Origin of the sequence: Kitasatospora sp. NPDC093102 (genome assembly GCF_040683915.1) — a bacterium.
In the GTDB taxonomy this organism is placed as follows: domain Bacteria; phylum Actinomycetota; class Actinomycetes; order Streptomycetales; family Streptomycetaceae; genus Kitasatospora.
Genome location: NZ_JBFBFA010000029.1, coordinates 1 through 26796 on the forward strand (window position 1 = coordinate 1; position 26796 = coordinate 26796).

26 protein-coding genes, 1 rRNA gene and 1 pseudogene are annotated in these 26796 nt (G+C 74.7%); 14 read left to right on the forward strand and 14 right to left on the reverse strand.

Annotated elements, in window-relative coordinates; all coding sequences use genetic code 11:
- The first annotated feature begins 19 nt into the window (after positions 1-19).
- A 5S ribosomal RNA gene (rrf, locus tag AB0O11_RS27675) occupies positions 20-136 on the forward strand.
- Between the two features lie 102 nt (positions 137-238).
- Here rrf and pcp read toward each other — a convergent pair.
- From pcp to AB0O11_RS27695, 4 genes are all read right to left on the reverse strand, one after another.
- The gene (gene pcp / locus AB0O11_RS27680) at positions 239-922 is read right to left on the reverse strand and encodes a pyroglutamyl-peptidase I (protein WP_363392316.1); all 684 of its coding nucleotides are present in this window, start codon (positions 920-922) and stop codon (positions 239-241) included.
- Positions 923-1043: 121 nt separating this feature from the next.
- Positions 1044-2222: an alpha-hydroxy-acid oxidizing protein gene (locus AB0O11_RS27685; protein ID WP_363392189.1), complete on the reverse strand. Its 1179-nt coding sequence runs from the start codon at positions 2220-2222 to the stop codon at positions 1044-1046.
- A 238-nt stretch (positions 2223-2460) separates the two neighbouring features.
- Positions 2461-3675, reverse strand: a complete 1215-nt coding sequence (locus AB0O11_RS27690; RefSeq protein ID WP_363392191.1) for an MFS transporter — start codon at positions 3673-3675, stop codon at positions 2461-2463.
- A 167-nt stretch (positions 3676-3842) separates the two neighbouring features.
- Positions 3843-4808, reverse strand: a complete 966-nt coding sequence (locus AB0O11_RS27695) for a helix-turn-helix domain-containing protein (RefSeq protein WP_363392193.1) — start codon at positions 4806-4808, stop codon at positions 3843-3845.
- 103 nt (positions 4809-4911) lie between these two features.
- Here AB0O11_RS27695 and AB0O11_RS27700 point away from each other — a divergent pair, with 103 nt between their 5' ends.
- The 5 genes from AB0O11_RS27700 to AB0O11_RS27720 all read left to right on the forward strand — a co-directional run bounded on the left by AB0O11_RS27700 (position 4912) and on the right by AB0O11_RS27720 (position 9679).
- On the forward strand, positions 4912-5553 hold the full coding sequence (locus AB0O11_RS27700) for an HD domain-containing protein (protein ID WP_363392195.1): 642 nt from the start codon (positions 4912-4914) through the stop codon (positions 5551-5553).
- Positions 5554-5753: 200 nt separating this feature from the next.
- Positions 5754-7133 (forward strand): DUF2079 domain-containing protein, encoded by a 1380-nt coding sequence (locus AB0O11_RS27705; RefSeq protein WP_363392197.1) that lies wholly within the window; start codon positions 5754-5756, stop codon positions 7131-7133.
- A gap of 93 nt (positions 7134-7226) precedes the next feature.
- Positions 7227-7670 carry a GntR family transcriptional regulator gene (locus AB0O11_RS27710; protein ID WP_363392199.1) on the forward strand — a complete coding sequence of 148 codons (444 nt, stop codon included), beginning with the start codon at positions 7227-7229 and terminating at the stop codon, positions 7668-7670.
- A 108-nt stretch (positions 7671-7778) separates the two neighbouring features.
- Complete coding sequence (locus tag AB0O11_RS27715) at positions 7779-8690, forward strand: ABC transporter ATP-binding protein (RefSeq protein WP_363392318.1); 912 nt, start codon at positions 7779-7781, stop codon at positions 8688-8690.
- Positions 8687-9679 (forward strand): hypothetical protein, encoded by a 993-nt coding sequence (locus tag AB0O11_RS27720; RefSeq protein ID WP_363392201.1) that lies wholly within the window; start codon positions 8687-8689, stop codon positions 9677-9679. The genes AB0O11_RS27715 and AB0O11_RS27720 overlap by 4 nt, the downstream gene beginning before the upstream one ends.
- Positions 9680-9688: 9 nt before the next feature.
- Here the strand turns inward: AB0O11_RS27720 and AB0O11_RS27725 are convergent, their stop codons facing one another.
- Both AB0O11_RS27725 and AB0O11_RS27730 read right to left on the reverse strand, forming a co-directional pair.
- Complete coding sequence (locus AB0O11_RS27725; RefSeq protein ID WP_363392202.1) at positions 9689-9844, reverse strand: hypothetical protein; 156 nt, start codon at positions 9842-9844, stop codon at positions 9689-9691.
- A 207-nt stretch (positions 9845-10051) separates the two neighbouring features.
- Complete coding sequence (locus tag AB0O11_RS27730) at positions 10052-10936, reverse strand: hypothetical protein (RefSeq protein ID WP_363392204.1); 885 nt, start codon at positions 10934-10936, stop codon at positions 10052-10054.
- A gap of 136 nt (positions 10937-11072) precedes the next feature.
- Here AB0O11_RS27730 and AB0O11_RS27735 point away from each other — a divergent pair.
- Positions 11073-11498, forward strand: a pseudogene (locus tag AB0O11_RS27735) (C-terminal helicase domain-containing protein); the annotation flags it as partial.
- Here the strand turns inward: AB0O11_RS27735 and AB0O11_RS27740 are convergent.
- Entirely contained in the window at positions 11471-12127 is a 657-nt protein-coding gene (locus AB0O11_RS27740; protein ID WP_363392206.1) for a response regulator transcription factor, read from the reverse strand. The pseudogene AB0O11_RS27735 and the gene AB0O11_RS27740 overlap by 28 nt on opposite strands.
- Entirely contained in the window at positions 12115-13395 is a 1281-nt protein-coding gene (locus AB0O11_RS27745) for a sensor domain-containing protein (protein WP_363392208.1), read from the reverse strand. The genes AB0O11_RS27740 and AB0O11_RS27745 overlap by 13 nt, the downstream gene beginning before the upstream one ends.
- A gap of 146 nt (positions 13396-13541) precedes the next feature.
- Between AB0O11_RS27745 and AB0O11_RS27750 the strand changes: the two genes are divergently transcribed.
- Positions 13542-14567 (forward strand): NUDIX domain-containing protein, encoded by a 1026-nt coding sequence (locus AB0O11_RS27750; RefSeq protein ID WP_363392209.1) that lies wholly within the window; start codon positions 13542-13544, stop codon positions 14565-14567.
- 65 nt (positions 14568-14632) lie between these two features.
- Here AB0O11_RS27750 and AB0O11_RS27755 read toward each other — a convergent pair whose 3' ends face one another.
- Genes AB0O11_RS27755 through AB0O11_RS27765 form a run of 3 tightly spaced genes read right to left on the reverse strand, consistent with a single transcriptional unit; the run spans position 14633 to position 17353 of the window.
- On the reverse strand, positions 14633-15385 hold the full coding sequence (locus tag AB0O11_RS27755; RefSeq protein WP_363392320.1) for an FAD:protein FMN transferase: 753 nt from the start codon (positions 15383-15385) through the stop codon (positions 14633-14635).
- A 30-nt stretch (positions 15386-15415) separates the two neighbouring features.
- Positions 15416-15940: an FMN-binding protein gene (locus AB0O11_RS27760; protein WP_363392211.1), complete on the reverse strand. Its 525-nt coding sequence runs from the start codon at positions 15938-15940 to the stop codon at positions 15416-15418.
- Between the two features lie 39 nt (positions 15941-15979).
- Entirely contained in the window at positions 15980-17353 is a 1374-nt protein-coding gene (locus AB0O11_RS27765; protein WP_363392213.1) for a ferredoxin reductase family protein, read from the reverse strand.
- 227 nt (positions 17354-17580) lie between these two features.
- Here AB0O11_RS27765 and AB0O11_RS27770 point away from each other — a divergent pair, with 227 nt between their 5' ends.
- From AB0O11_RS27770 to uppS, 3 genes are all read left to right on the forward strand, one after another.
- Positions 17581-18297: a response regulator transcription factor gene (locus tag AB0O11_RS27770; protein WP_363392214.1), complete on the forward strand. Its 717-nt coding sequence runs from the start codon at positions 17581-17583 to the stop codon at positions 18295-18297.
- Between the two features lie 47 nt (positions 18298-18344).
- The gene (locus AB0O11_RS27775) at positions 18345-19775 is read left to right on the forward strand and encodes a HAMP domain-containing sensor histidine kinase (protein WP_363392216.1); all 1431 of its coding nucleotides are present in this window, start codon (positions 18345-18347) and stop codon (positions 19773-19775) included.
- A 239-nt stretch (positions 19776-20014) separates the two neighbouring features.
- Complete coding sequence (gene uppS, locus AB0O11_RS27780) at positions 20015-21772, forward strand: polyprenyl diphosphate synthase (RefSeq protein WP_363392218.1); 1758 nt, start codon at positions 20015-20017, stop codon at positions 21770-21772.
- Here uppS and AB0O11_RS27785 read toward each other — a convergent pair.
- Entirely contained in the window at positions 21732-22397 is a 666-nt protein-coding gene (locus AB0O11_RS27785; protein WP_363392220.1) for a hypothetical protein, read from the reverse strand. The two genes, uppS and AB0O11_RS27785, sit on opposite strands and share 41 nt — an antisense overlap.
- 399 nt (positions 22398-22796) lie before the next feature.
- On the opposite strand from AB0O11_RS27785, the gene AB0O11_RS27790 reads away from it, so the two are divergent.
- From AB0O11_RS27790 to AB0O11_RS27800, 3 genes are read left to right on the forward strand one after another with little or no spacing between them, the layout of a single operon-like run.
- Positions 22797-23576 (forward strand): DUF2071 domain-containing protein, encoded by a 780-nt coding sequence (locus AB0O11_RS27790; protein ID WP_363392222.1) that lies wholly within the window; start codon positions 22797-22799, stop codon positions 23574-23576.
- Positions 23573-24400: a class I SAM-dependent methyltransferase gene (locus AB0O11_RS27795; RefSeq protein WP_363392224.1), complete on the forward strand. Its 828-nt coding sequence runs from the start codon at positions 23573-23575 to the stop codon at positions 24398-24400. The genes AB0O11_RS27790 and AB0O11_RS27795 overlap by 4 nt, the downstream gene beginning before the upstream one ends.
- Positions 24397-24819, forward strand: a complete 423-nt coding sequence (locus tag AB0O11_RS27800) for a hypothetical protein (protein ID WP_363392226.1) — start codon at positions 24397-24399, stop codon at positions 24817-24819. Before AB0O11_RS27795 ends, AB0O11_RS27800 begins: the two co-directional genes overlap by 4 nt.
- Before the next feature lie 109 nt (positions 24820-24928).
- On the opposite strand, the gene AB0O11_RS27805 is transcribed toward AB0O11_RS27800, so the two are convergent.
- Positions 24929-25576 carry a response regulator transcription factor gene (locus AB0O11_RS27805; RefSeq protein ID WP_363392228.1) on the reverse strand — a complete coding sequence of 216 codons (648 nt, stop codon included), beginning with the start codon at positions 25574-25576 and terminating at the stop codon, positions 24929-24931.
- A complete protein-coding gene (locus AB0O11_RS27810; RefSeq protein WP_363392230.1) occupies positions 25561-26781 on the reverse strand; it encodes a sensor domain-containing protein in 1221 nt (406 codons plus the stop codon). Before AB0O11_RS27810 ends, AB0O11_RS27805 begins: the two co-directional genes overlap by 16 nt.
- Positions 26782-26796: the final 15 nt, after the last annotated feature.

Consider the following 26796-nt stretch of genomic DNA (forward strand, 5'->3'; position numbering starts at 1 on the left):
GTTGATAGTTTCATAGTGTTTCGGTGGTCATAGCGTGAGGGAAACGCCCGGTTACATTCCGAACCCGGAAGCTAAGCCTTACAGCGCCGATGGTATTGCAGGGGGGACCCTGTGGGAGAGTAGGACGCCGCCGAACAATTCTTCAGAAGAACCCCCATCCGGGATCCGGATGGGGGTTCTTCGCGTTTTGCGGGGACCGACGGGGGGTCACCAGCGCTCCGAGCAACGCCTCGGGGGGTCAGACGCTCCGGCGGGACAGCCAGGTGCGTCGGCGCGCTGCGGGCGCCGTGCCGACGGGCGGTGAGTGGAGGGCGGCCACGGTGCTGCGGATCAGGATGCGGATCCCCTCGGCCGCCGTCTCCGCCGACATCGACGCGCTCTTCTCCCGGCCGGACGCCTGGCTCGGCAGGTACGGCAGGCGTGCGAACCCCCCGCGCAGCTGCGGGCGTTCGGTGGCGATCAGGTGCGCCAGCCCGTAGAAGACGTGGTTGCACAGGTGGGTGCCGGCGGTGTGCGAGACGGTGGCCGGGATCCCGGCCTGCTGGACCGCCTCCACGCAGGCCTTCACCGGCAGGGAGGAGAAGTACGCGGCCGGGCCGTCCGGCACGACCGGCTGGTCGACCGGCTGGTTGCCCTTCCGGTCGGGGGCCCGGACAGCGTCGTCGAGGTTGATCGCCACCCGCTCGACCGTGAGGTCAGGGCGGTTGCCGCCCTGGCCGGTGGCGATGACCAGGTCCGGCTCGAACCGGGCCACCGCCCGGCGCAGTTCGGTGATCGAGTCGCCGAACACCCAGGGCAACCCGGCGAACTCCAGGGCCACTCCGGCCGGCGGACCGGCGGCGACCAGCCGGCCCGCCTCCAGGGACGAATTCAGGGGATCGCGGCCGAACGGTTCGAAGGCGGTCAGCAGGACGCGGATGATGGCGGACCTCCGAGCGTGCGGGAACGTACGGACCCGATTTGTGCCGTTCGAGCGTAGGGCCGTCCCGAATGTCCCGGCAAGCCCCGCCGGTTGCCGGTGGACACCGCGGACCGGTTCTGCGTCAGGTCCGGCGCAGGGCGCCGTCCGCGCGGAGGGAGGCGAGGGTGGGATAGCCGTCGACGGCCATCAGGAGATCGGCCTCGGCGAGCAGGGAGCGCAGTACGTGGACGATGCCGTCGGTGCCCTCCAGTGCGAGGCCGTAGGCGTACGGGCGGCCCACACCGACGGCGGTCGCGCCGAGGGCGAGTGCCTTGACGACGTCGGCGCCCGAGCGGATGCCGGAGTCGAAGAGGACGGGCAGACCGTCGGCGGCCGCGACCACGTCGGGGAGCAGGTCGAGCGCGGCCAGGCCGCCGTTGGCCTGGCGGCCGCCGTGGTTGGAGCAGTAGATGCCGTCGACTCCGCCGTCCCTGGCGCGGCGGACGTCCTCGGGGTGGCAGATGCCCTTGAGGAGGATCGGCAGGTCGGTGAGCGAGCGCAGCCAGGGCAGGTCGTCCCAGGTCAGTGGGTTGCCGAAGACGCCTGCCCACTCCAGGACGGCCGCCTGCATGTCCTCCTCCGGTGTCTTGGCGAGGCGGGCGCGGAACACCGGGTCGGAGGTGTAGTTGGCCAGGCAGTGGCCGCGCAGCTGCGGGAAGTTGGCGGTGGCCAGGTCGCGCGGGCGCCAGCCGGTGACCCAGGTGTCCAGGGTGACGACGATGCCCCGGTAGCCCGCGGCCTGAGCCCGGCGCACCAGGCTCTCGGCCAGCGCCCGGTCGGTGGGGGTGTAGAGCTGGAAGAAGCCGGGGGTGTCGCCGAACTCGGCGGCCACCTGCTCCAGCGGATCGACCGTCAGGGTGGAGGCGACCATCGGCACGCCGGTCCGGGCGGCGGCGCGGGCGGTGGCCAGGTCCCCGTGGCCGTCCTGCGCGCACAGGCCGATCACCCCGATCGGCGCCATGAACAGCGGGGTCGGCAGCCGCAGGCCGAACAGCTCCACCGACAGGTCCCGCGTGCTCGCGCCGACCATCATCCGCGGCACCAGACCCCACCGCCCGAAGGCGGCGACGTTCGCCCGCTGGGTGGACTCGTCGCCCGCCCCGCCCGCGACGTAGGAGAGGACCGAGGGCGCCAGCGCCGTACTCGCCCGCGCCTCCAGGTCGGCGAAGGTCATCGGCATCGTCGGCAGCACGCCGCCGAGTCCGTGCAGGTAGATCTCGTTCTGGTAGTCGCCGAACCGTCCGTGGAACGCCTGGTCCATCCCGCTCGCCGTCCTTCCGCCCTCGGCCGCCCGGGACCGTCCCGGCCGGCGGCGCCGCCTGCCCGCCCCCGCTGCATGGGCGGCCGGGCCCGACGGCACCCCGGCATTCTCGCCACGGACGGAGCGGACGGCCAGGGGCCGGCCGCAGGTGCGTCAGGGCGTCGGCCGGGTGAGGGCGTTGGCCGGCCCACGGCGCCGACCGTGTGAGGGCGCCCGCCATGTCAGGGCGTCGGCCGTGTCACGGCGCCGGCTCGGGACGGACCCGGTGGCCGTACCGCCACACGGCGGCCGCGGCGAGCAGGGCGACCGTCCCGCCGAGCAGCATGACGGTGCCGGGGGAGGAGTGGTCCACCACCACGCCGCCGGTCAGCGCGCCGATCGAGAAGGCGGCCTGGAACGCCGAGGTGAACACCACGCCGGCGCCCTCCGGGGCGTGCGGGGCCGCGGCGAGGAACCAGGTGAGGGAGCAGACCGGGACGGCGCCGTACGCCGCGCCCCAGAGCGTCAGCAGGACGGCGGCGCCCGGACCACCGGTGCCCAGCAGCGGCAGCAGCAGGGCCGCGCCGGCCAGCAGGAGGGCCGCCGCGCCGAACACCGGCCGCAGTGCCCCGGCCGCCCGGCCGCCGGCCAGGACGTTGCCGAGCAGCCCGGCGGCGCCGTAGGCGAGGAGCAGGGCGGTGATCAGGCCGGTGCCGGCGTGGGTGGTGTCGGTGAGGAAGGGGGTGACGTAGGTGTAGCTGCCGAAGTGGGCCGGCACGATCAGGAAGGTCACGGCGATGCCGGTACGGGTGCCCCGGCCGGCCAGCAGGCCGCGCAGCACGCCCAGCCCGGTGACGGTCAGCGGGGGCAGCGGCGGCAGTGACCGCAGGAGGGCGACCAGGGCGAGCAGGGTCAGCGCGGCCATCGCGAGGAAGGCGGCCCGCCAGCCGGCCAGCGAGCCGAGGAACACCCCCGCCGGTACGCCGAGCACCGAGCCGAGCGGGACGGCGGAGAAGATCAGCGTGTTGGCCCGGGCCTGCCGGTGCTCGGGCACGAGGCGCGGGGCGAGCCCGGAACCGATCGACCAGAACGCCCCGATGACCAGCCCGAGGGCGATCCGGGCGGTCAGCACCGCCCAGTAGGCGGGGGCGAGCGCGTTGAGCAGGTCCGCGAGGGTGAGGACCAGCAGCAGTGCGCAGAGCATGGTCCGCCGGTCCGCGCGCCTGGTCACGACGGTCACCACGGGCGCGGCCACCGCGGCGACGATGCCCGGCAGGGTCATCATCAGCCCGGCCGTGCCGGCGGAGACCCGGAAGGTGGCGCCGATCGGGGTCAGCAGGCCGATCGGGAGGATCTCGGTGGTGACGATGGAGAAGACGCCGGTCGTCACGGCGAGGACGGCGAGGGTGCCGCCGTCCCGGGGGCGGGGCTTCGGGGCGGGCGGAGCGGGGTGGAGGGTGGTGCCGGTCGGCATGCCGGAGGTCCTGTCGGTGGGTGGCGGGCGTGTGACCCGAAGTCCACCAAGCCGACCGGGGGTTGGGCTGGCGTGAATCGGACGTCAACGCTTCCGCGCCGGGTCGGCTGCTGTCCCGCCCGTGGGCGGCCTCCCGGGCATCCAGGTCGTCGGTGCGGGGACGACCGTCAGGCGGGTGCGTCGTGTGTGGTGGTGAAGCGGTTGCGGTACTCGGTCGGCGTGGTGCCCAGGCGGCGGGCGAAGGCGCGGCGCAGGGTCTCGTCGCTGCCCAGGCCGCTGAGCCGGGCGGCGGCGGTGATGCCGTGGCCGTCGAGGAGCAGCTGCTGGGCGCGGTCGAGGCGGACGCGCTCGACCCAGCGGGCGGGGGTGGTGTGCAGCTCGGCCTGGAAGAGCCGGGTCAGGTGGCGGGGGCTGACGGCGGCGGTGGCGGCCATCGCGGGCAGGGTGTGGTCGGCGGCCGGGTCGGCGAGGACGGCGTCGGTGAGTGTGCGCAGCAGGTCGCTGCGGGCGGGCGGGGTGGCCAGGGCGGTGGAGAACTGCGACTGGCCGCCCGGGCGCTGCATGAAGACGACCAGCTCGCGGGCGATGGCACGGGCGACCTCGGCACCGTGGTCGTGTTCGACCAGGGCGAGGGCCAGGTCGATGCCCGCGCTGATGCCGGCGCTGGTGTGGTAGCGGCCGTCCCGGACGTGCAGGGCGTCGGGCTCGACCCGCACCCGGGGGTGGCGGAGCGCGAGGGCGGGGGCGTGGCGCCAGTGGGTGGTGGCCCGGCGGTCGTCGAGCAGTCCCAGCGCGGCGAGCACGAAGGCGCCGCTGCACACCGAGGCGACCCGCCGCGCCCGTCCGGCGAGGCCGTTCGCGGCGGAGAGCAGGCGCTCGTCGGGGCCCCGGGTGGCGAGGTGGTCGGCTCCGGCGACGACCAGGGTGTCGAGGGATGCGTCGGTGTCCTGCGGGGCGGCGGTGTCCGCGAGGGCCACGCCGTTGGAGGCCGTGACGGTGCCCCCGCAGGGGGAGACCAGGAGGGTTCCGTACGGGTGGCCGAGCCGGCCGGCCTGGTGGAAGACCTCCAGCGGACCGCTGACGTCGAGCAGCGTCACCCCGTCGAACACGAGGAAGGCGACCTGGCGCGTCATGTCCGAATCCGAGGTGCAGGTGTCTGTACGGACATGGCGGCAGCCTACGCCACCGAGCGAGGGTGGAGGAGTCAACCGAACGGCCCCGAAAGCGGAGGAAGTCATGACGAACGAGACGATCGCGGGCGTGCGCATCCCGGACAGCGCCCTGGCCCGTGAGGCGACCGAACTGGTGCGGGAGGCGGCCTCGCCCCTGCTGTTCGACCACTCGCGCCGGGTGTTCCTGTTCGGGGCGCTGCGCGGCGCCGAGCAGGGGCTGGAGTTCGATCCGGAGCTGTTGTACGTCGGCGCGATGTTCCACGACCTCGGCCTCACCGGCCGCTTCGCCCGGACCGACCAGCGGTTCGAGATCGACGGCGCCGACGAGGCCCGCCGCTTCCTGGTGGCCCACGGCATCACCGGCGAGCCGGCGCAGCGGGTCTGGACGGCCATCGCGCTGCACACCACCCCGGAGATCCCGCTGCACATGGCGCCGGAGGTCGCCCTGGTCACCCGGGGGGTGGAGCTGGACGTCCTGGGCATCGGCTACCACGCCGTCACCGAGGAACAGCGTGCCGCCGTGGTCGCCGCCCATCCGCGGCCCGACTTCAAGAACCGCATCCTGGCCGCGTTCACCGACGGCATCAAGGGCCGCCCGGACACGACCTTCGGCAACGTCAAGGCGGACGTGCTCGCCCACTTCGTGCCCGGTTTCGAGCGCGGCGACTTCGTGGCGGTGATCAAGGACTCCGAGTGGCCGGAGTGAGCCGGATCGAGGGCTCTTGAGGGCAGGCCGAAGGCCCGGTCGGCGTCGTCCGGCCGGGTTTGACGGCTGCTCGGGCTTCCACCACTCTTCCACTAATCAAATAGTGAAAGGGTACTTTGTCGATGCCCGCTTCCGCTTCCGCGCCTGCTTCCGCCGCCTCCCCGCCCCGAGCCCTTCCGCCCGCGTCATCCGCCCGGTTCGTGACCCTTCTCGCCCACCGCCCCGCCGTGCTCGCCTGGGGCCTGGCCGCCGGGTTCGCTGCGCTCTACGCCTGCGTCGCCGTCAACCGGCACCGGCGCGGCCTCACCAAGGCCTACGACCTGGGCATCTTCGAGCAGGCCGTCCGGGCGTACGCCCACGGGCAGGCGCCGATCGTGCCGCTCAAGGGGCCCGGCTACCACCTGCTCGGGGACCACTTCCACCCGCTGATCGCCGTCCTCGCCCCCGTCTACCGGGCCTTCCCGAGCCCGCTCACCCTCGTGGTCGCCCAGGCGCTGCTGATGGCGCCGGCCGTCGTCCCGCTGACCCGCTGGGCCCACGAGGTGGCCGGGCCGCGGGTGGCGCTGCTCGTCGGCTGCGCCACCGGGGCCTCCTGGGGGATCGTCCGGGCGGCGGCCGACGACTTCCACGAGATCGCCTTCGCCGTCCCGCTGCTCGCCTTCGCCGCCACCGCACTCGGCCGGGGCCGACCGCTCGCCGCCGCGCTCTGGTCGTTGCCGCTGGTGCTGGTCAAGGAGGACCTGGGGCTGACGGTGGCCGCCGTCGGCGCCCTCATCGCCTGGCAGGCCCGCCGGGAGCGGCACCGCAGTCCGCTGCCCGGTCTCGCCCTCGCCGCCGTCGGCCTCGCAGCGACCGCGCTCACCGTGCTCGTCGTGCTGCCGGCCTTCAACCCGAGCGGGGGCTTCGACTACTGGCGGCAACTGGACGGCGGCGGGCAGCCCTCGCTCTGGGCGCTGCCGCTGCGGCTCGGCTGGCCGCCGGTCAAGTGGCTGCTGCTGTTCCTGCTCGCCGCCACCGCCGGCTTCGCCGGCGTGCGCTCGCCGCTCCTCCTGCTCTGCGTGCCCACCCTCGCCTGGCGGCTGCTGTCGTCCAACTCGCACTACTGGGGCGTCAGTTACCACTACAGTGCGGTGCTGATGCCGATCGCGCTCGCGGCCCTCGTCGACGTCCTCCGCCGTGTTGACGCGCGTCGCGCCAGGCGCGCGCTCGCCGTCAGCGCCCTGGTGACCGCCGTGACGCTGCCGCTCTACCCGCTGCACGAGGTGGTGATGCCCGAAGCCTGGCGCACCTCGCCCCGGCTCACCGAGACCCGGGCACTGCTCCGCCGGATACCCGACGATGCCACCGTGGCCGCCTCCAACCGGCTGGCCGCCCAGCTCACCGGCCGGGCGGAGGTCACCCTGGTGTGCCAGGCGCCGGTGGGCCCCGGACCGCAGTGGGTGGCCGTCGACCTGCGAGACCCGAGCGTGCAGTCCCCGTGCGCCACCGCCGACACCGCCCGGATGCTGGCCGTCTACCGGGAGCGCGGCTACCTGCGGCTGGTCGAGCAGGACGGTCTGCTCCTGCTGCGACGTCCCTGAGGGCCCCCGTGCGGGGCCCCCGGGTCCAGCTTGACCCGAGTGCCGCAGTGGGCCACTATTCCACTATTGAACTAGTGAAAGGCCGAAACGCGGGTGATCGAGTACCGCATCGAGCGGCGCAGCGGCGTCTCCACCTACCAGCAGATCGTGCAGCAGACCAAGCAGGCCCTGCGGCTCGGGCTGCTCCAGCCCGGGGACAAGCTGCCGACGGCCCGTGAGGTGGTCGAGCTGACCGCGATCAACCCCAACACCGTGCTGAAGGCCTATCGCGAACTCGAACGCGAAGGACTGGTCGAACCCCGCCCGGGGCTCGGCACCTTCGTCCGGCGCTCGCTCGCCCGGCCGGAGGCGGCGGCCGACGGGCCGCTGCGTGCGGACCTGGTCGGGTGGGTGGACCAGGCCCGGGGGGCCGGACTGGAGCGCGAGGACATCGCCGCGCTGATGGCCTCCGTCCTGGAACAGCGCTTCGACACCGGGGTCTCCGGCTCCGGCACCGGGGCTGGAGCCGGAGCCGTGGACTCCGACACCGGGGCCTGAGCCTCCCCGGCAACACCGAACCGAGAACAATGGGGGGACCGGGTGGACGACCCGACGACCACGGCGCCCGCGTCGGCGCCCGTGCTGGAGGCCGCGCAGGAAGCGGGCCTGGAATCTGCCCTGGAGGCCACCGGCCTCGGCAGGAAGTACCGGAGCGGCTGGGCCCTGCGCGACTGTGACGTCACCGTCCCGGCCGGGCGGATCTGCGGCGTGGTGGGCCCCAACGGCGCGGGCAAGAGCACCCTGCTCGCCCTCGCCGCCGGTCAACTCACGCCCACCGAGGGCCGGTTGCAGGTGCTCGGCGCCGCCGCCGGCGCACCCGAGCTGCGTGCCCGGGTCGCCTACGTGCCGCAGGACAAGCCGCTGTACCCGGGCCTCACCGTCGCGGAGACACTGCGGATGGGCCGCGAGCTCAACCCGGTGTGGGACGAGAGGCTGGTCCAACGGATCGTCGAACAGGGCGAGTTGAACCCCAAGACACGGATCGGTTCGCTCTCCGGCGGCCAGCGCACCCGGGTCTGCCTCGCCCTCGCCCTGGGCAAGCTCCCCGACCTGCTGCTGCTCGACGAGCCGATGGCCGACCTCGACCCGCTCGCCCGGCATCAGCTGATGGGCACCCTGATGTCGGCCGCCGCCGAGCGCGGCACCAGCATCGTGCTGTCCTCGCACATCCTCCCCGAACTGGACGGCGTGATCGACCACCTGCTCCTCGTCCAGGGCGGACGCATCCGGCTGGCCGGCGACCTGGAGGAGATCCTCGACGGGCACCGGCTGCTCACCGGGCCGGCCGGCCGGGGTTCCGTGCTCCCGGCCGGGTCCGTGGTCGAGCAGCGCGTCAGCGGCCGCCGGGCCATCGCCCTGGTCCGCACCGACGAACCGGTGGACGGCCCGTGGGAGAGCGAGCGGCCGAGCCTGGAGGACCTGCTGCTCGGCTACCTCCGCGCACCCGCCAACCCGCACGACCCGCACGACCTGCACGACCCGCACGACCCGCACGACCCGACCGAGGTGACCGCATGAGTACGACCGTCCTGCCCGACCGCGCCGCCGCTCCGGTCGTCTCCGCGGCCCCCGGTCCGCGCGGGCTCTTCTGGCTGGTGCTCCGCCAGAACCGCTTCCTCCTCTGGACCTTGGGCACCCTGCTGATCCTGGCGGTCGCCGACCTCCTCTGGATCCACATCGCCAGCAGCCGGATCGTGAGCGATCTGCGCCGGACCGACTGCTACTACCCCGAGGCGTGGGACAGTCACCAGTGCTGGAACCGCCTCCAGTCGATCGACCGCCCGAACTTCTGGTACCTCCAGCTCCTCCAGCCCGCCGTCACCGCGCTCCCGCTGCTGATCGGCGTGTTCATCGGCGCCCCGCTGCTGGCCCAGGAGTACGAACGCGGCACCATCCGCCTGATCCGCGCACAGTCCGTCAGTCCGATCCGCTGGCTGGCCGTCCGCCTCGCCGTCCCCGGCCTCGCCGTCCTGGCCGTCAGCGGCGTGCTCGCCGTGCTGATGACCTGGGTGTGGTGGACGGACATCGTGCACGGTCCGGTCGCCTTCGACCCGCCGTTCCAGTTCTTCACCTACCCGGCCCTCGGCCTCGCCCCGATCGCCTGGTCCCTGTTCGCCCTGACCCTCGGCGTCCTCGTCGGCCAACTCGTCCGCCGCACCCTGCCCGCGATGTTCCTCACCGGCGCCCTCGTCGCCGCCACCCACGGCCTCGTCCTCTGGGCGCGTCCCTCCTTCTACCCGGCCGTGGACCGGGTGGCCGCCCTCGGCACCACCCACCCCACCAACTCGTGGCTTCTCGACCGCGGCGTCGTCCTGCCCGACGGCACCCGCGTCAGCACCAGCAGCTGCGGCTACAGCTTCAGCACCGACTGCGACGGCGCCACCGCGTCCTGGCTCCGCTATCACCCGGCCGACCACCTCGTCCCCGTCCAACTCGTCGAGGCCGGCATCCTCCTGGCGCTCACCGCGTTGTTGCTGGTCGCCGTCTTCCGTCGGATACGGGCGTAAGGCGCGGCCTCAGGGCTTCTGCAACAGCCGCCGCTGCCAGTAGGGCGTGAGGCGGGGGCGGATCAGCACCACGCCCTGCTGGGTGGCGACACCGAGGTCGAGGTGGGGGCTGTGGGGCCGGGCCGCGAGCGAGGTGACGAGAGCGGGGAGCGGAGTCGACCACACCTCCTCGGCATCGGGAAGGGTGAACAGCCTGATCCCGAACTCGTCGCTGATGGCGAGGAGGGAATCGCCGCTCGGGGCCGAGCCCGTCCAGAGGAGACGGCGCGCCCGGACGGGGAGTTCGCGGGCGGGGGCTTCGGGGTGGGCGGAGTCCCAGATGACGACAGGGGAAAGGTCGGTGTCGTCACGGCGCGGTCGGCCGGTCTCCTTCTACTTCAGCCCTGCGGTTACGGCCCGGCCGGTCTCCACCGCGGTGAGGTAGTGCGTCGCGTCGTGCATGTGCGATCCGTTGTTCACCGGGATGTCGGTGACCCGGGGGCCGAAGGCGGGGCGGAGTTCCCGCACGGTGGCGACGATGTCCGTCGAGTCGGCGATGTTGGTCCAGGCCCGGAGGGACTTGGGCCACCTGGCCTTGCGGTCCAGGGGCTCGGGCTGGAGGCGGTCGAGGACGAGCGCGCCCATGCCGAGCGGTGAGCCCAGGGTGACGAGCATCCGGACGTCCCGGTCGGGGTGGCCTTCCTGGCACAGGGTTTCGTACGCGACGACGGAGCCCAGCGAGTGGGCCACGACCACCCGGGTCTCCGGGCCGATCTGCGCGGCCAGCCGTGCACGGGCGGCCTCGCGGATCCGCTCGTCCTCCAGGTAGCGCGTCAGCTGCTTCAGACTGCCGATCAGCACAGCGTCCAGGACTCCGCGCAGGTACTTCGCGCCGGTGAGCGCGTCGAGGGCCCTGCGGACCGTGTGGATCCTGAGTGACTGGGACGCGGCCCAGCCGGCCGCCCCGCGGGTACCGGTCTCGTCCGGGGCCGGGACGCCGGGGTCCGTCCGGGCGGCCTCCGCCCACCAGGCCATGAGGAGTCGGAACTCCTCCTCGGTCTCGATGTCGGCCGCGTCGTAGTTCGGCTCGTACCCTGCGCGGGTGCCCCGGGGGCGGAACAGGTCACCGTAGAAGGCGACGGCCACGTCCGTCGGCTCGGGGACGGGACCGCCCGCCAGCCGTGCGCCGCCCATGAGTTCGGGAACGACGTCCCTCGCCAGCGAGTCCTCGCTGAGGTACTGCTTGGCGACACCGTGTACGAAGACGACCTTGGCCATTGTCCACCCCTCCCTGCGTGGCGAGAGCCTACCGCCGGTGGTCACGGCCGTGGTCCCGCACGGGCGAATGGAATCACGGGGGCTCCTGGGTGCACGGAGCGAGACGGGGGTCGGGCGGTGGGGGAGAGGCGGCGGGGTGGACGGGTTCGGTGCCGCGCCCGGGCACGCGGTGCTGCTCTGCCAGATCCAGGCCGGGGGCCTGGGGCTGAACATCCAGGCGGCTTCGGTGGTGATCCTGTGCGAGCCGCAGGTCAAGCCGACCCTGGAGGAGCAGGCGGTGGCGCGGTCGCGCCGGATGGGGCAGGTCCGCCGGGTGCGGGTGCACCGGCTGCTGGCGACGGACAGCGTCGACCAGCGGATGCTGGACCTGCTGCGGGCGAAGGGCCGGCTGTTCGACGACTACGCGCGGCGCAGCGAGGTGGCGGAGTCGGCCCCGGAGGCGGTGGACGTGTCGGAGGGGTCGCTGGCGGCGCTGATCGTCGAGGAGGAACAGCTGCGGTTGGCGGCTTCGGAGGACGGGCGGGCGGCGGAGGGTCACTCGTCCGCGAGCGTGCGCAGGTAGGTGAGGACGGCGCGCACCCGGCGGTGGCCGGTGTCGGGGGTGGGCATGCCGAGCTTGCCGAAGATGCTGCCGATGTGCTTGTTCACCGAACTCTCGGCGAGGAAGAGGAGCCGGGCGATGGTCGGGTTGTTGTGGCCCTCGGCCATCAGGGCGAGCACCTCGCGCTCGCGCGGGGTGAGGGCGGCCAGCGGGTCGGGGCCGGTGCGGTGGGCCATCAGCTGGGAGATGACCTCCGGGTCCATCGCGGTGCCGCCCTCGGCGACCCGCCGCAGCGCCTGGAGGAACTCCTCGGTGTGGCCGACCCGGTCCTTGAGCAGGTAACCGACGCCGGTGGCGCTCTGGGCGAGCAGCTCGGCGGCGTAGGCGCGTTCGACGTACTGGGAGAGGATCAGGACGGGCAGCGCGGGCAGTCGGCGGCGGGCCTCCACGGCGGCGCGCAGGCCCTCGTCGCGGAAGCCCGGCGGCAGCCGGACGTCGACCACGGCGACGTCCGGGCGGTGGTCGAGCAGGGCGGGCAGCAGGTCGTCGCCGTGCTCGACGGTCGCGCACACCTCGTGTCCCTCGCTGTGCAGCAGCAGGACCAGGCCCTCGCGGAGCAGGGCGTTGTCCTCGGCGATCAGGATCCGCACGGGATCTCCACCTCCAGTACGGTCGGGCCCCCGGGCGGGCTGGACAGGCGGGTGGTCCCGTCGAACGCGGCGACCCTGCGGCGCAGGCCGGGCAGCCCGCTGCCGGCGCCCTCGGCGGCGCCGCCCCGGCCGTCGTCCTCGACCCGGACGGCGATGGCGTCGGCGGTGATCCGCAGCCGGACCAGGGCGCTGCGGGCGCCGCTGTGCCGGGCGACGTTGGCGAGCGCCTCGGAGACCACGAAGTAGGCCGCGGCCTCGGCGGCGGCCGGTGCGCGCGGCGGCGGGCCGGCGGATGCGCCGGGAGCGTCCAGCCCGACCCGGGTGGGCACGGCGCAGCGGTCGGCGAGCGACCGTACGGCCTCGGCGAGGCCGCGGTCGGCGAGCAGCGGCGGGTGGATGCCGCGCACCAGGGCGCGCAGTGACTCCAGGGCCTGTTCGGCGACGAGCTGGGTGGAGTCCACCAACGCGGCTGCCTGCTCCGGGCGTTGGTCGAGCGCACGGCGGATCATGCCGAGCCGGAGCGAGACGGCCACCAGGTTGGCCTGGGCGCCGTCGTGCAGGTCCCGTTCGATCCGGCGCAGTTCGGCGGCGTGGGCGTCCAGCGCCTCGGACCGGCTGGTGGTCAGCTCCCGGACGCGCAGGGCGAGCGACGTGCCGGGCCGGGCGACCAGCAGCCGGCGGGACGCCCGGGCGTGCAGGTCGGCGATCGGCGGCAGCGCGGCCAGGGCGATCACGGCGTAGCCGACCCCGTCGGCTGCTGCCGCGGTGGCCATCGGCCAGGAGTCGACGGTCAGCAGGATGATCTTCCCGCGCTCGGTCGGCAGGAGCTGCCACCACACCGGCGCGGTCAGCCAGTTGACGGCGTGGCTGCACAGGGTGAGGGCGACCCCGCACAGCACCGTTCCGGCGGTCCCGTGGGCGAGAAGCCAGGCCAGGTCCTTGCGGACGGCCGGGTCGCGCACGGACACCCGGTCGCCGTACGGCGTGCTCAGCGGGCCGCCGCCCAGCCGACGGCCGACCCGCCGCCGGTGGAACTCGGCGCAGCGGCGCAGCAGTTGCAGGGCCGGCGGGAGGAGCAGCAGGCCCACGCCGACCAGGCAGAGGGCGAGGACGACGAGCAGCAGGCCGAGCGCGACCAGCGCGGCCAGACCGGTGCCGAGGCAGAGGAGGAGATAGCCGGCGGCGGCGGGGGAGCGGCGCACCGCGGACCGGGCGGCGGAGCGGACGGCGGACCGGACCGTGGCCCCTGCAATCCTGGTTGCCCGCACGACTGTTCAGTGCCTCCGAGCCTCCGAGCCGACTTTCCGATCACCCTAACACCGGCGGCGGAGCCGGCTGCGGCCTTGCGGCCCTTCCTTCGGCAGCGGGGCCCCTCCACAATGGGGCGGGTCGATCGCGGAAGTGGGGGACCGGGGTGGAGTGGCTGCTGGGGATCGGTGGGGCGCTGCTGCTCGGCGTGCTGACCAATGTGGTGTACGACTTCGCCAAGTTCGGCGGCTCGCGGCTCGGTTCCCGGGTGCCGGTGCCGCGGGTCCGGCGGGCGAGCCTGACGGCGGCGGCCCGGGCGCACGACGTGCGGGCGGACGGGCTGGCGCCGCTGATCACCTGGTCGGCGGCCAGACCGCTGACACCGAACACGCTGGTGACGGCGCACCACGGACGGGTGGAGCGCCCCCACGTGCTGGACGCGTTCGGGTGGGCCGACGAGGTGGCACGCCAGCGGGCGGCCGGTGCGGCGGGCCGGACGGCGTACGTCTCGCGGCTGACGGTCGATCACGGCGAGCACGGCGGCGCGCGGGTCTGCGAGGTGGACATCGTCGAGAGTGACTACGCGGAGTGCATGGCCACCACCCGGCTGGGCCGGGAGGACCCGGAGGCGGCCCGGCGGCTGCGCGAGGCGCTGGACGAGGGCCTGACGAGCTTCGTGGCCGTCGCGCCGCCCACGATGGTCAGTGCCTGCGTCGCAGTGCGCGACCGGCAGGGCCGACTGTTGCTGCTCCGCCGCTCGCTGGCGGTCAACACCTTCCCGGCGCAGTGGACGGTCGGGATCAACGAGACGATGAAGTACCGTGACGAGCCGGGCGCCGCCGAGGACTTCTACGGGCTGGTCCGGCGGGCGCTGGAGGAGGAGCTGGGGCTGCTGCCGGACGACGTCGGGCCGGCCGTGATCACCTGGCTGGGCTGGAGCGAGCCGGCCTCCTGCTACACGCTGGTGGCCACCGTCCGGTCCCGGCTCGACGCGGCCGAGATCGACCGCCGTCGCGAGGCCTGCCACAGCACTTTCGAGCACGACATGGCCGTCTGGGTGCCGTTCACCCGGCGTGCGGTCTCCGAACTGGTCGAGGGCGGCACCTGCCCGGACGGCTCGCGGCGCTGGTCGTACCTCGCGCCGTTGGTGGCCTGGGAAGCCTGGCGGGCAGCGCAGCAGCAACGGGTGTAGGCCGGAACGGGCGTTCCTGGGAACGGGCGTTGCGAGGAGCGGGCGTCCGTTCGGGACGGCCCCCGTCAGCCGACGGCGGCCCGCCGGTCCGCCGGACCGCTCGCCGGGAGGTGCTCCGGCAGGCCCGGGGTCCAGCGCTTCGAACCGTCCGGCAGCACGGCCAGGGCCTCGATGCCGGGCCGGCGGGCGGCCCAGGCGAGGGCGCGGTCCGGGCCCATGGCGAAGGCGGCGGTGGCCCAGGCGTCGGTGCGGGCGATGCCGGTGCCCGGGGCGCCGACCAGGGTGAGCGAGGCCAGGCCGCTGGCCGGGCGGCCGGTGTGCGGGTCGAGGATGTGCGCGCCGCGCTCGGCGGTGCCCGAGGTGGCCACGGCGAGGTCGTGGCCGGCCAGGACGGCGGCCAGCAGCCCCGGCTGCCGGGGGTCGGCGACGCCGATCCGCCACGGCCCGCCGGCGGTCTGTACGTCCCCGCCGCCGCTGATGCAGTACTGCCGGGCTCCGGAGGAGCGCAGCAGGGCGGCCGCCTGCTCGACCGCCCAGCCCTTGACCCAGCCGCTGGGGTCGAGCCGGCCGCCCGGCCGTTCGGTGAAGTACCCGTCGGTCTCGGCGGCCACCTCGCGGCAGGCGGCCAGGACGGCGAGGACCTCCGGATCGCAGTCGTCCGGGGCGAGTTCGCCCCGGTCGAGGCGGCTGATGTCGCTGTCCGGCCGGTAGGTCGAGAACACCGCGTCGATCCGGTGCAGCCGCTCGGTGATCCGTTCCAGTACGGCCGGGGTGCCGGGGCCGGGGTCGCGCACGGCGATGGAGAAGACGGTGCCCATCACGGGCTCGGCGTGGCGCAGCACGGCGCCTCAGCCCTTGGCCCGGTCGAGGGCGCTCTGCAGGGAGCGGACGTAGCCGTCGCTGGTGTACGTCGCGCCGCTGACCATGTCGATCCGGGCGCTCTGCGCGGCTATCGCCTCCTGGTTGAGGACCGGCAGCGCGGAGCTGTTGATCTCGCGGTCGCGCCGTTCGGAGTTCGGGTACTTGACCACGTCGACGGCGGTGATCCGGCTGCCCGCGAGGGTGACCTGCACCTGCACGGGGCCGTAGCGGGTGTTGACGGTGTTGCCGCTGACCTTCCGGGTGGCGCCCGCGGCGGATGCGGAGGCGGAGGGCGCGGGGGTGTTCGACGTCCCGGAGACGTCGGTTCCGGAACCGGAACCGGAACCGGAACCTGAACCGGAACCGGAACCTGAACCGACAGCGGAGCCGGAACCGGTGTCCGGCCCCGAGCCGATCACCGGGGTCGGTCCGGTCGCCTCGTGCGGTTTGAGGGACAACAGCAGCACCACCCCGGCCGCAGTGGCGGCGCTGGTGACGACGGCTCGGCGCATGGGATCGACGCTCCTCAGGGACGTGGAATCGGAACGGGCTCAGAAGGAAAAGCTCTCGTGGTGGATGCCCCCCGGCCGCACCCCTGCCGCCCGCAGCGCGCGGACGGCCTCCTGGGCCATCGCCTCCGGGCCGCACAGGTAGACCTCGTGCCGGGCGAGGTCCGGGACCAGCCGGGCCAGCGCGGCCCCGAGGTCGCCGACCTCTTCGCGCGAGCCGAGCAGCTCGTGCACCGCCGCGCCGCGCCGCCGGGCGATCGCGGTCAGCTCCGCCCGGAACAGCACGTCCTGCGGTCGGCGGGCCCGCTGGACCAGCGTCAGCTCGCCCGGCAGGGTCTCGAACAGGGCGCGCAGCGGGGTGATCCCCACCCCGGCGCCGAGCAGCAGCACCCGGTGCTGCCGCAGCCGCCGCCCGGTGAACGCCCCGTACGGGCCCTCGGCGCGCACCCTGGTCCCCGGGCGCAGGGCGGCCACCGCGGCGCTGTGCCCGCCGAGGTCCTTGACCGTGAAGCGCAGGAAGTGCGGGTGCGGCGGCGCGGACAGGGAGTACGGGTTGGCGGCCCAGCGCAGCCCGGGCGCCTGGAACTGGAGCCGGAAGAACTGGCCCGGCTCGGCGCCCAGTTCGTCCAGCCGCCGCCCGCTCAGGAAGAGCGACACCACGCCGGGGCCCTCCGGGCGCACCTCGGCGACCTCCAGACGGTGCCGCCGGTCGAGCAGCCACGGCCGCAGCAGCCGGAACCAGCCGAGCAGCGCCGCCGTGCCGAAGTAGAGGGCGTACCAGGCGGCCTGGCCGGGGCCGCCGCCCAGGTCGGCGCCGGTGGCCAGCTGGTGGGAGAAGGCCAGCGCCACCGCGAGGTAGGTTGCCAGGTGCAGGTAGTACCAGGTCTCGTACGCGAGGCGGCGGCGCGCGATCCGGGCGGAGACCACGCCGGTGCCGAGCAGCAGCAGGGTGCCCAGGGTGGCCTTGATCATCTCGGGGTAGTGGAACACGACCTCCACGCCCTCGCCGACCAGGCCGCGGCCGTCGGTCAGCGCGTAGCCCCAGACGATCGTCAGCACGTGCACCGAGACCATGGCCACCATCCAGCGCCCGCCGAAGGCGTGCCAGCGGGCCAGCCGGTCCGCGCCCACCCCGCGCTCCACCGGCGGCAGCCGGGCCATCAGCAGGAGCAGTACCGGCGCGGCGTAGCCGGCCAGCAGCCCGGTGATCCGGCCGGCGCCGCTCAGCCAGCCGGCCGCGCCGACCACCGCCGGCGTGCCCTTCCACCAGATCGCGAGCACGCCGAGCGCGCCCGCGGCGATCAGGCCGAGCGCCGCGCGCGGGTCGAGGGCGAACGGCGGACGCGGCGCCGCCCGGTGCCTGGGCCGGTCGGACGCGGGCCCGGGCCGCGCCGTCCGTGCGGCAGCAGTGGTCATCGGGAACCTCCTCAGCGCCCGGCGGCGGGTGCCGCCGAGGTCGCCAACGATCGCACCGCAAGCTCTGAGACCGCTCTGAACCGACCGGCACACGGCACCCTCCGCGAGGTCGTTCACGCAGGTCAGCGCTGGTGTGACGGTCTACGAACCATTCCTCGGGGTCTCACCGGTTTCTCATCCGGGCGCGCCAGGATGAACAATGCGAAGCACAAGCCCGAGGGAGCCCCATGGACGAGACCGCCGACCGCCCGGACTGGCGGGTCCTGGTCGTCGACGACGAACCGGACCTGGTCGAGGTGGTCTGCGGGGCCGTCCGGTACGAGGGCTGGCAGGCGTGCGGCGCGACCACCGGCCTGGCCGCCGTCCAGGCCGCCGAGGCCTGGCGGCCGCACGCCGTGGTGCTCGACGTGATGCTGCCCGACCTCGACGGCCTGGAGGTGCTGCGTCGCATCCACGCCGAGCAGCCCGAGGTACGGGTGCTCTTCCTCACCGCCCGGGACGCCGTCGAGGAACGGATCGCCGGCATCGCGGCCGGCGGTGACGACTACGTGACCAAGCCGTTCAGCCTGGCCGAGGTGGTGGTCCGGCTGCACGGCCTGCTGCGCCGGGCCGCCCCGCCCGCCGCGACGACGCAGCCGCCCCCGCACGCGCTGGTGCTCGGCGACCTCGTCCTGGACGACCGGGCCCACGAGGTCACCCGGGGCGGGGAGGCGGTCGAGCTCAGCCCGACCGAGTACGCGCTGCTCGCCCACCTGATGCGCCACCCCCGGCAGGTGCTCAGCAAGGCGCAGATCCTGGAGGCGGTCTGGTCGTACGACTTCGGCGGGCAGGCGCACATCGTGGAGCTGTACATCAGCTACCTGCGCAAGAAGGTGGACGCGGGCCGCAGCCCGATGATCCACACGGTGCGCGGCGCGGGGTACCTGATCAAGGCCGCGACGTGACACGGGGCGGCCGGCTCCGCAGCGCGAGGCCGCGTGCCGCCCGGCCGGTGCCCCGCACCCTGCGCGCCCGGCTGACCGCCGGCCTGCTGGTGCTGCTCGTCGCCACCTGCGCCGCCGTCGGCTTCGCCACCACCGCCGCGCTGCGCCACTTCCTGGTCGACCGGCTGGACCAGCAGCTCGTCGAGTCCGGCGGCCGCTATGCCGCGAGCCTGGAGCACACCGGCCGGGGCGCCGGCCCCGACACCCGGGCCCAGACCCCCGGCACCCTCGGGGTGCGGCTGCTGGCAGGCCAGGTCACCGCCGCGGGCGTGGTCGACGGGGACGCCGACGACGTGGACGAACCCGGCGACGAAGACGACCGGGTCACCTTCACCCCCGAGCAGCAGCAAGCGCTGGCGGCCCTGCCCGTCAACGGCCCGGCCCGCAGTCTCGACCTCGGCCGGACCCTGGGCCAGTACCGGGTCCGCGCGGTGGCCGGGCGGGACGGCGACGTGCTGGTCAGCGGCCTGCCGCTGCGCCAGGCCGAGGAGACCGTCGAGCGGCTGGCGACCCTGGAGCTCACCGTCTTCGCGATCGCCGCCACCGCGGCGGGCGCGGCCGGGGCCGCCTGGGTCGGCTTCTCGCTGCGCCCGCTGCGGCGCGTGGTGGGCATGGCCGAGCGGGTCAGCGCCCTGCCGCTCGCCAGCGGCGAGGTGATGCTCGCCGAACGCGTGCCGGACGACGACCCGCGCACCGAGGTCGGCCGGGTCGGCGCCGCGCTCAACCGGATGCTCGGGCACGTCGGTGACGCCCTCGCCCGCCGCCACGCGGTGGAGGAACGGCTGCGTGCCTTCGCCGCCGACGCCAGCCACGAGCTGCGCACCCCGGTCGCGGCGGTCCGCGGCCACGCCGAACTGGCGCTGCGCCACCCCGGGCCGGTGCCGGCGGAGGTCCGGCACTCGCTGGAGCGGATCGACGCCGAGGCGGTGCGGATGGGGGCGATCGTCGAGGATCTGCTGCTGCTGGCCCGGCTGGACGCCGGCCGCCCGCTGGCCGCGGAGGAGGTGGACCTGACCCGGATCGCCCTCGACGCGGTGGCCGACGCCCGCGCCGCCGGGCCGGAGCACCGCTGGCGGCTCGCCCTGCCCGAGGACCCGGTGCCGGTCCGCGGGGACGAGCACCGGCTGAGCCAGGTGGTGGCCAATCTGCTGGCCAACGCCCGGACCCACACCCCGCCCGGAGCCGAGGTCCTCCTGCGCCTCGAACGGGTGGGCGGGCAGGTCGAGCTGAGCGTCACGGACGACGGCCCGGGGATCGCGCCCGAGCTGGTCGACCGGGTCTTCGAGCGCTTCGTCCGGGGCGACCGGGCCCGTTCCCGCGCCACCGGCTCGACCGGACTCGGCCTGGCCATCGTCCGGGCCGTGGCCCGGGCGCACGGCGGCACGGTGGCGGTGGAGAGCCGGCCCGGCCGGACCGTGTTCACCGTACGACTGCCGTGACGGCGGTCGGGTCGGCTGCCGTGACCGCCGTCGTCCGGAAGCGCTGCCGGTCGTCGGCCGGCGTGGTGCCGTGGCGGCGGCGGAAGGCGCGTTCCAGGGAGCCGGTGGCGCCGACCCCGCACGCGGTGGCGGTGCGCGAGGCGATCCGGGCCCGTCGACGTCCGCCCGGATCGCCACCGATCCGCCCCCGCCTCGTTGACCAGACGGCGCACGGTGTCGGCGGAGGGCGGGGAACGGGCATGGCGGGGCACGGGGCGGCGGCGGTGGGGGGTTCGCCGGAGCTGGGGGAGTCGTACCGGGTCTGCGAGCAGGAGGTGGCCCGCCGGCTGGCCCCGCTGTGGGCTATCAGCGACATGCTGCCGTCCGAGGTGCGGCCGTACTTCCACGCCGTCAACGGCTTCGCCTCCCTGTCCGACCGGATCGCCGACGACGCCGACGCCCACGACGCCGAAGCCCACGAAGGCGACGGTGAGCTCCACGCCGTCGCCGACCCCGCCGAGCGGGAGCGCCGGTTCGCCCGGTGGCGGGCCGACACCCTGGCGGAACTGGCGGCCGGCCACAGCGAGCACCCGCTGCGCCGGGCCTTCGTGGACACCGTGCGACGCTGGGAGCTGGACCCGGCGCTGGTCGAGGAGTTCCTGGACGCCACCCTGGCCGACGGCGCCCGCCCGCCGGCTTTCGAGACCCACGCGGACCTGCGCCGCCACCTGCGGGGCGTCGCGGGGACGATCACCGAACTGTGGGCCCCACTGCTGGGGGCACGGTGCCCGCAGGCGGCGGGCGCGCTGTCCGCGCTGGGGGAGGCCTGCCAGCTGGCCGACATCCTGGAGGACCTCCCGCTCGACCTCGCGGCCGGCCGCTGCTACCTGCCGCAGGAGGACCTGTGCCGGCTCGGCCTGACCGTCGCCGACCTCGGCAGGCCCGCCCGCCGACGCGACCACCGGGCCGCCCTGGACGGGCTGGTCGAGCGCCAACAGGCGCAGATGCACCGGCTGTTGGAGCAGGCGCTGCCCGCCACCTGGCTCGCCGCCCCCGGCTGCCGCCCGTTCCTGCACACCCTGCTGCTCGGCGCCCAGCTCCAGTACGACGAAGTGGCCCTGGTGCGCTCACGCGTCCTGACCGAGGGCCTCGCACCGCTGAGCTCCGACGGCATCACGCCCCACCGCCGAGGCCGGTCGGTCTCCTCGGAGGGCGGGCCCGCCCACGTCGCCGTGATCATGGACGGCAACCGCCGCTGGGCCGAGGCCCGGCGGCTGCCCGCTCAGCAGGGCCACCAGGCCGGGCAGCGGGCCGCACTGCGCCTGGTCAACGCGGCGCTGCGGCTGGGCATCCGGCACCTGAGCCTGTACGCGTTCTCCACCGAGAACTGGGACCGCCCTCCCGAGGAGCTGACCGCACTGTTCGACTCGCTGGCCGACGGCCTCACCCGCAGCGCGGAGGGCCTGCACGCACTCGGCGTGCGGATCCGCTGGTGCGGCCGGCGGGACCGGGTGGACGAGTCGCTGGCCTCGTCGATCGCGCTGGTGGAGAGCCTGACGTCCAACAACGGCACGCTGAGCCTGACGGTCTGCGTGGACTACGGCGGACGGGAGGAGCTGACCGCCGCGGCCAGGAGCCTGGCCGCCGAGGCGGCGGCCGGCGGGATCCGGCCGGAGGCGATCGGCCCGGCCGACCTCGCCCGGCACCTGTACGTCCCGGACCTCCCGGACGTCGACCTGCTGATCCGCACCTCCGGGGAGCAGCGGATCAGCAACTTCCTGCCCTGGCAACTCGCCTACGCCGAGCTGCTGTTCGACCCCACGCCGTGGCCCGACTACGACCTGGCCCGGCTGCGCGGGGCGGTCCGGGCCTACGCGGCCCGGGAGCGCCGCTTCGGCGCCGGCGTGCCCGCGCAGTCCCGTCAGTCCCGTCAGTCCGGGCAGTCTCGCGACGACCGGCCGGCCGCCGCCGCCACTCCTACACGGCTGGGGGAGGGGTGTACGTCCCCTCGGCCGTGACGTACCCCAGCACGGTGTCCACGGTGACCGGGTGCGCGCCGAAGTTCGCGGTGTACGCGTCCACCGCCTCCTGGGTGGGGCGCAGCGGCACCCCGCTGAGCCGGACCTTCATCGGCTGCCCCGCGGGCACCGGCTGGGCCGTCAGCTTCCCCTCCGCCAGGCCGCAGTGGAAGGCCGAGCGCTGCCCCATCTCCGCCCCGCCGACCTCGCAGCGGCCGGAGCCCAGGCCGTCCTCGATCGCGCCGGCCAGGTTCACCACCTGGTAGACGCCCTGGGGGGTGCGGACGGAGACCCCGCCGTTCAGCGCCCCGTCGCCGTGCGCCTTCGGCGGGTTCGCGAGGGACGGGTCTCCCTGGGCCGAGCGGATCGGCAGGCGCACCGCCGGACCCCGGTCGTTCAGCACCATGCGCGCCGGGGCGACGACGTCCACCATCGCGTGGAGGCGGTCCAGCTGGGCCTGTGCCTCCGGGGTCCAGCGCACTTCCACCCAGCCGTCGGAGAGCGTGCCAAATCTTCCGGCGCGGTCGGTGCCGCCGTCACCGGCACCGGCCGCCGTCCCGGTGAGCCACCCCAGTAGCGGGGCGGCCAGCGTCGCGCCCAGCAGCGACCGCCGCGTCGTGCTCATCGTTCCGAACCGTCCTTCCCGGGCCGCCCAGTACGGCCCCGGGACGGATCATCCGTCCACCGACCGTCTCCGAGGCCGGTGTGGAGGGCAAAACCACTCGTGTGGGGGGAGCGAGAAGCAGTCCCGGGTGGTTCGTTCGGGCACAGGAGCCCCCCGGGACCGCTGCCCGCCGGGTGTCCGGTCCGGCAACCGGGCACCCCGTGCGGAGGCCGGCCGACAGCGTTCACGCGGCGCGGGCACCGGCCGTTCGCATACCCCTCCCACCCCGAGTTGAACGCGTTCAAAGCCGTGCGCCATGATGAGGACGTGCGAGAACACCCCGCCGCGGCCTGCGGCGGAGGGTGTGCCCGTGCTGCCCCGTCACGCTCCGAACCCCCGTACCAGACCACGGAGTCGACCGTGCGACACCTGCTGCAACGCCACCCCTTCGCGATGCGCACCCACTTCGCGCACTCGCTCGTCCTCACCTACGCCCTGCCGCCGAGCCGGCTCACCCCGCTGGTGCCGCCCGGCCTCGCCCTCGACACCTACACCGACCCCGACGGCACCGAGCACGGATTCGTCGCCGCCGCCGTCGTGGACACCCGGGCGCTGCGCCTGGCCGCGCTGCCCGCCCGCCTCGGCCGGGACTTCATCCTCACCGGCTACCGGGTCTTCACCCGCTTCCCGACCCCCGGCGGCCGCACCATGCGCGGCCTGCGCATCCTGCGCTCGGACACCGACAGCCGGATGATGGCGGTCGGCGGCAACGCCTTCTCCCGCTACCACTACCGGCACGCCCGGATCGGCACCCGGGTGCTCGGCGACACCCTGGAGTTCAAGGTGCTCAGCGGCGACGGCCGCGCCGACCTGCACGTGCGCGCCGACCTCGGCAGCGCCCCCGCCGCCCTCCCGCCGGGCAGCCCGTTCGCGGACGCCCGCGCCGCGCGCCGCTTCGCCGGCCCGCTGCCCTACACCTTCGAGTACGAGCCGCAGACCCGCTCGATGATCGTGGTCAAGGCCACCCGCGCCCACTGGGGCCCGGCTCCGGTGGCCGTCGAGGTGCCCCGGCTCACCTTCTTCGACCACGGCCCGCTGGCCGGCAGCCGGCCGGTGCTCGCCAACGCCTTCCACGTCGCCGGCCTCGACTACGGCTGGCACGCCGGAGAGCGCCGCGACCTCACCGGAGCCGTCCGATGACCGCCCCCACCGCGGCCGGGCCTCGCCCGCCGGCCGTCCGCCCGGCCGTCCTCCGCCCGGCCACTGCCCGGCTCGACGGCCCCCGCCCGTCCGGCGTGCGCGAAGTCGTCCGCTACAACTGGCCGATGTACGCCGCCGGTGCGTTCACCGTTGCCGCCGGCCTGGCGCTGGCCCGCCGGCTGCCCGGCCCCGCCGCCGCGCTCGCCCGTACGGCCGCCGCCACCGCCGCCGGCTACCTCGCCGTCAGCACCCTCGCCACCTGGTGCGTCTACGACCGCTCCGCACTCCACCGCTACGACTGGCTGCCCGCCCTGCTGCCCGACGGCCCCGGCGACCACCTGGTGGTCAGCACCGGCCTGGACGAGGCCAGCCGCCCGCTCGCCACCCGCCACCCCGAAGCCCGCGGGCGGGTCGCCGACCTGTACGACCCGGCGCTGACCGCGGGCGGCTCGGTCCGCCGCGCCCGCCGTCACGCCCCGCCCGCCCCCGACGGCATCCCGGCCCGCCCGGACGCCCTGCCCGCCGCAACGGGCGCCCTGGACACCGTGTTCGCCGTCTTCGCCGCCCACGAGCTGCGCCGGCCCGCCGACCGCACCGCCCTGTTCACCGAGGCCGCCCGCACCCTGCGTCCCGGCGGCACCCTGCTGCTGGTCGAGCACCTGCGGGACGCCGCCAACACCGCCGTCTACGGCCTCGGCGCCTGGCACTTCCTGCCCCGCGACACCTGGCTCCGGCACGCCGCCGAGGCCGGCCTGCACCCGGCCGCCGAACGCCGGATCGCCGGCCTGGTCACCGCCTTCGCCTTCCGGAAGCCCGCACCATGACCGGACTGATCACCCTGGAAGCCCAGCTGCGCCTGGTCGGCGCCGCCCTCGTGACCGTCGGCCTGGTCCACGCGGTGCTGCCCCGCGCCATCGACTGGCCCGCCGACCTGTCCGGCACCACGCTGCTGACCCGCCAGGTCTCCTACGCCCACCTCTTCTTCATCGGCCTCGTCTGCGCCCTGCTCGGCCTGCTCCCGCTCTGCCTGGCCCCCGACCTGCTCGCCGGCGGCCGGCTGGGCACCGCCCTGCTGGCGGGGCAGGCCATCTTCTGGGGCCTGCGCTGGCTCTTCGAATTCGCCTACTTCTCGCCCCGGCTGTGGCGCGGCGACCGCCTGCGCACCCTCGCGCACCTCGGCCTCTCCGTCCTGTGGACCTGGGTGACGGCCGTCTTCGCCGCCGCCCTCTGGAGCACGGTCTAGTCCGACAACGGCTTCCGGACCTCCATCCCGGACGGCGACAACCGGCCCACCACGCCCGGCGGCACCGGGCCGCCCCGCGGGTGAGCCGGCCGGACGGTTCCCGCCGTCCTCAAGCCCCCAGGTAGCGCAACACCGCCAGGACCCGCCGGTGGCCGTCCACGTCCACCGGCAGGTCCAGCTTGGCGAAGATGTTGCCGATGTGCTTGTTCACCGCCGCGTCGCTGATGAAGAGCTCCGCCGCGAGCGTGGCGTTGGAGCGGCCCTGGGCCATCAGGGCCAGCACCTCGCGCTCGCGGGCGCTGAGGCGTTCCAGCGGGTCGTGCCGCAGTCGGACCAGCTGCTGGACCACCTCCGGGTCGACCACCGTCCCGCCGGCGGCCACCCGTTCCAGGCCGGCCATGAAGTCGGCGACCGCGCCCACCCGCTCCTTCAGCAGGTAGCCGATCGCCCGGCCGCCGTCGGAGTCCAACAGCCGCATCGCATAGGACTGTTCGACGTACTGGCTGAGCACCACCACCGGCAGTCCCGAGAACTCCCGGCGCAGCCCGACAGCCGCGCGCAGGCCGTCGTCGCGGTTGCCCGGCGGCATCCGGACGTCCGTGACCACGAGGTCCGGCCGCTCGGCGCGCACGGCGGCGACCAGGGCGTCCGCGTCGCCGACGGCGGCGAGGGTGTGGTGCCCGAAGCGGCGCAGCAGCCCGACCATCCCCTCGCGGATCAGGACGGCGTCCTCGGCGACGATCACCCGAAGTGGCACGGCACCTCCACGTGGAGCAGGGTCGGGCCGCCGGCCGGGCTGGACACCCGCATCCGGCCGTCGACGGCGGTGAGACGGTCGGCGAGCCCGGTCAGTCCGCTGCCGAGCGCCGGATCGGCGCCACCGCGGCCGTCGTCTGCGATCTCCAGGACGAGCAGGTCCGCGTGGTAGCGACCGGAAACCCGGGCATGGCCGGCGCCGCTGTGGCGGGCGATGTTGGTCATCGCCTCGCTGATCAGGTAGTAGAGGCCGGTCTCCACCTGCCGGGGCAGCCGGCCGGGCAGGTCCAGGTCGACGGTGACCGGGATCGGGAACCGGCCGGCCTGCTCCCGGACGGCGGCGGCCAGCCCGTGGTCGGCCAGCACCGGCGGGTTGAGGCCGCGCACGATCCGGCGCAACTCCTCGTGCGCGGAGCCGAGTTGATCCTGCGCCCGGGCCAGCTGCGGGCCCAGCGACGATTCCGGCGGGATGTCCAGGTGCATCAGCCCGAGCGTCATCCCCAGCGAGAGCAGCCGCTGCTGCGCGCCGTCGTGCAGGTCCCGTTCGATCCGTTCCCGCTCGGCGTCGAAGGCGTCCACCAGCCGCGCCCGGGATGCCTTCACCTCCCGCAGCTGCGCGCCCAACTCCGCGTCACGCGGGGCGAGCAGGGTGCGTGCGAGGGCCGCGCGGGCGCCCGCCCAGGAGGTCACCGTGTACGGCGAGGAGAGCAGCACGAAGGCCCCGAACACCGACCACGGCCAGGTGGAGCCGTCGAGTGACGAGAAGCAGAGCGCCGGCACTCCGAAGGAGAAGAACAGCACCAGCAGGTCCAGCCACCACAGCGAGGCTGCCGAGACCAGGGTGAAGCCCAGCTCGCGCCAGGTCACCGGCTCCGTCAGCCGGGTGGCCGTCCAGGCGCGCAGCCCCGGACCGTCCGGAGCCCGGTGCGGGTCCTCGGCCGGGTCCAGGTCCACCAGCCGCAGCCGGCGCCGTTCGACGGCCGCGACCGCCACCGCCGACAGCACCACCCCCACCAGCGGTGCCACTCCCACCAGCACCACCAGCAGCACGACCCCCGCCACCAGCCCGGCGGCCACCACCGCCATTGCTGCGGCGCCCACCAGCACCCCGCTCGCCAGGTACGCCAGTGAACGCCAAGGCCACGCGGAGGTGAGGAAGTTCAACGGCCGTTGGGCCATCGCCTGCCATGCCGTTCTCGGACGCATGCGAAGAACGATAGT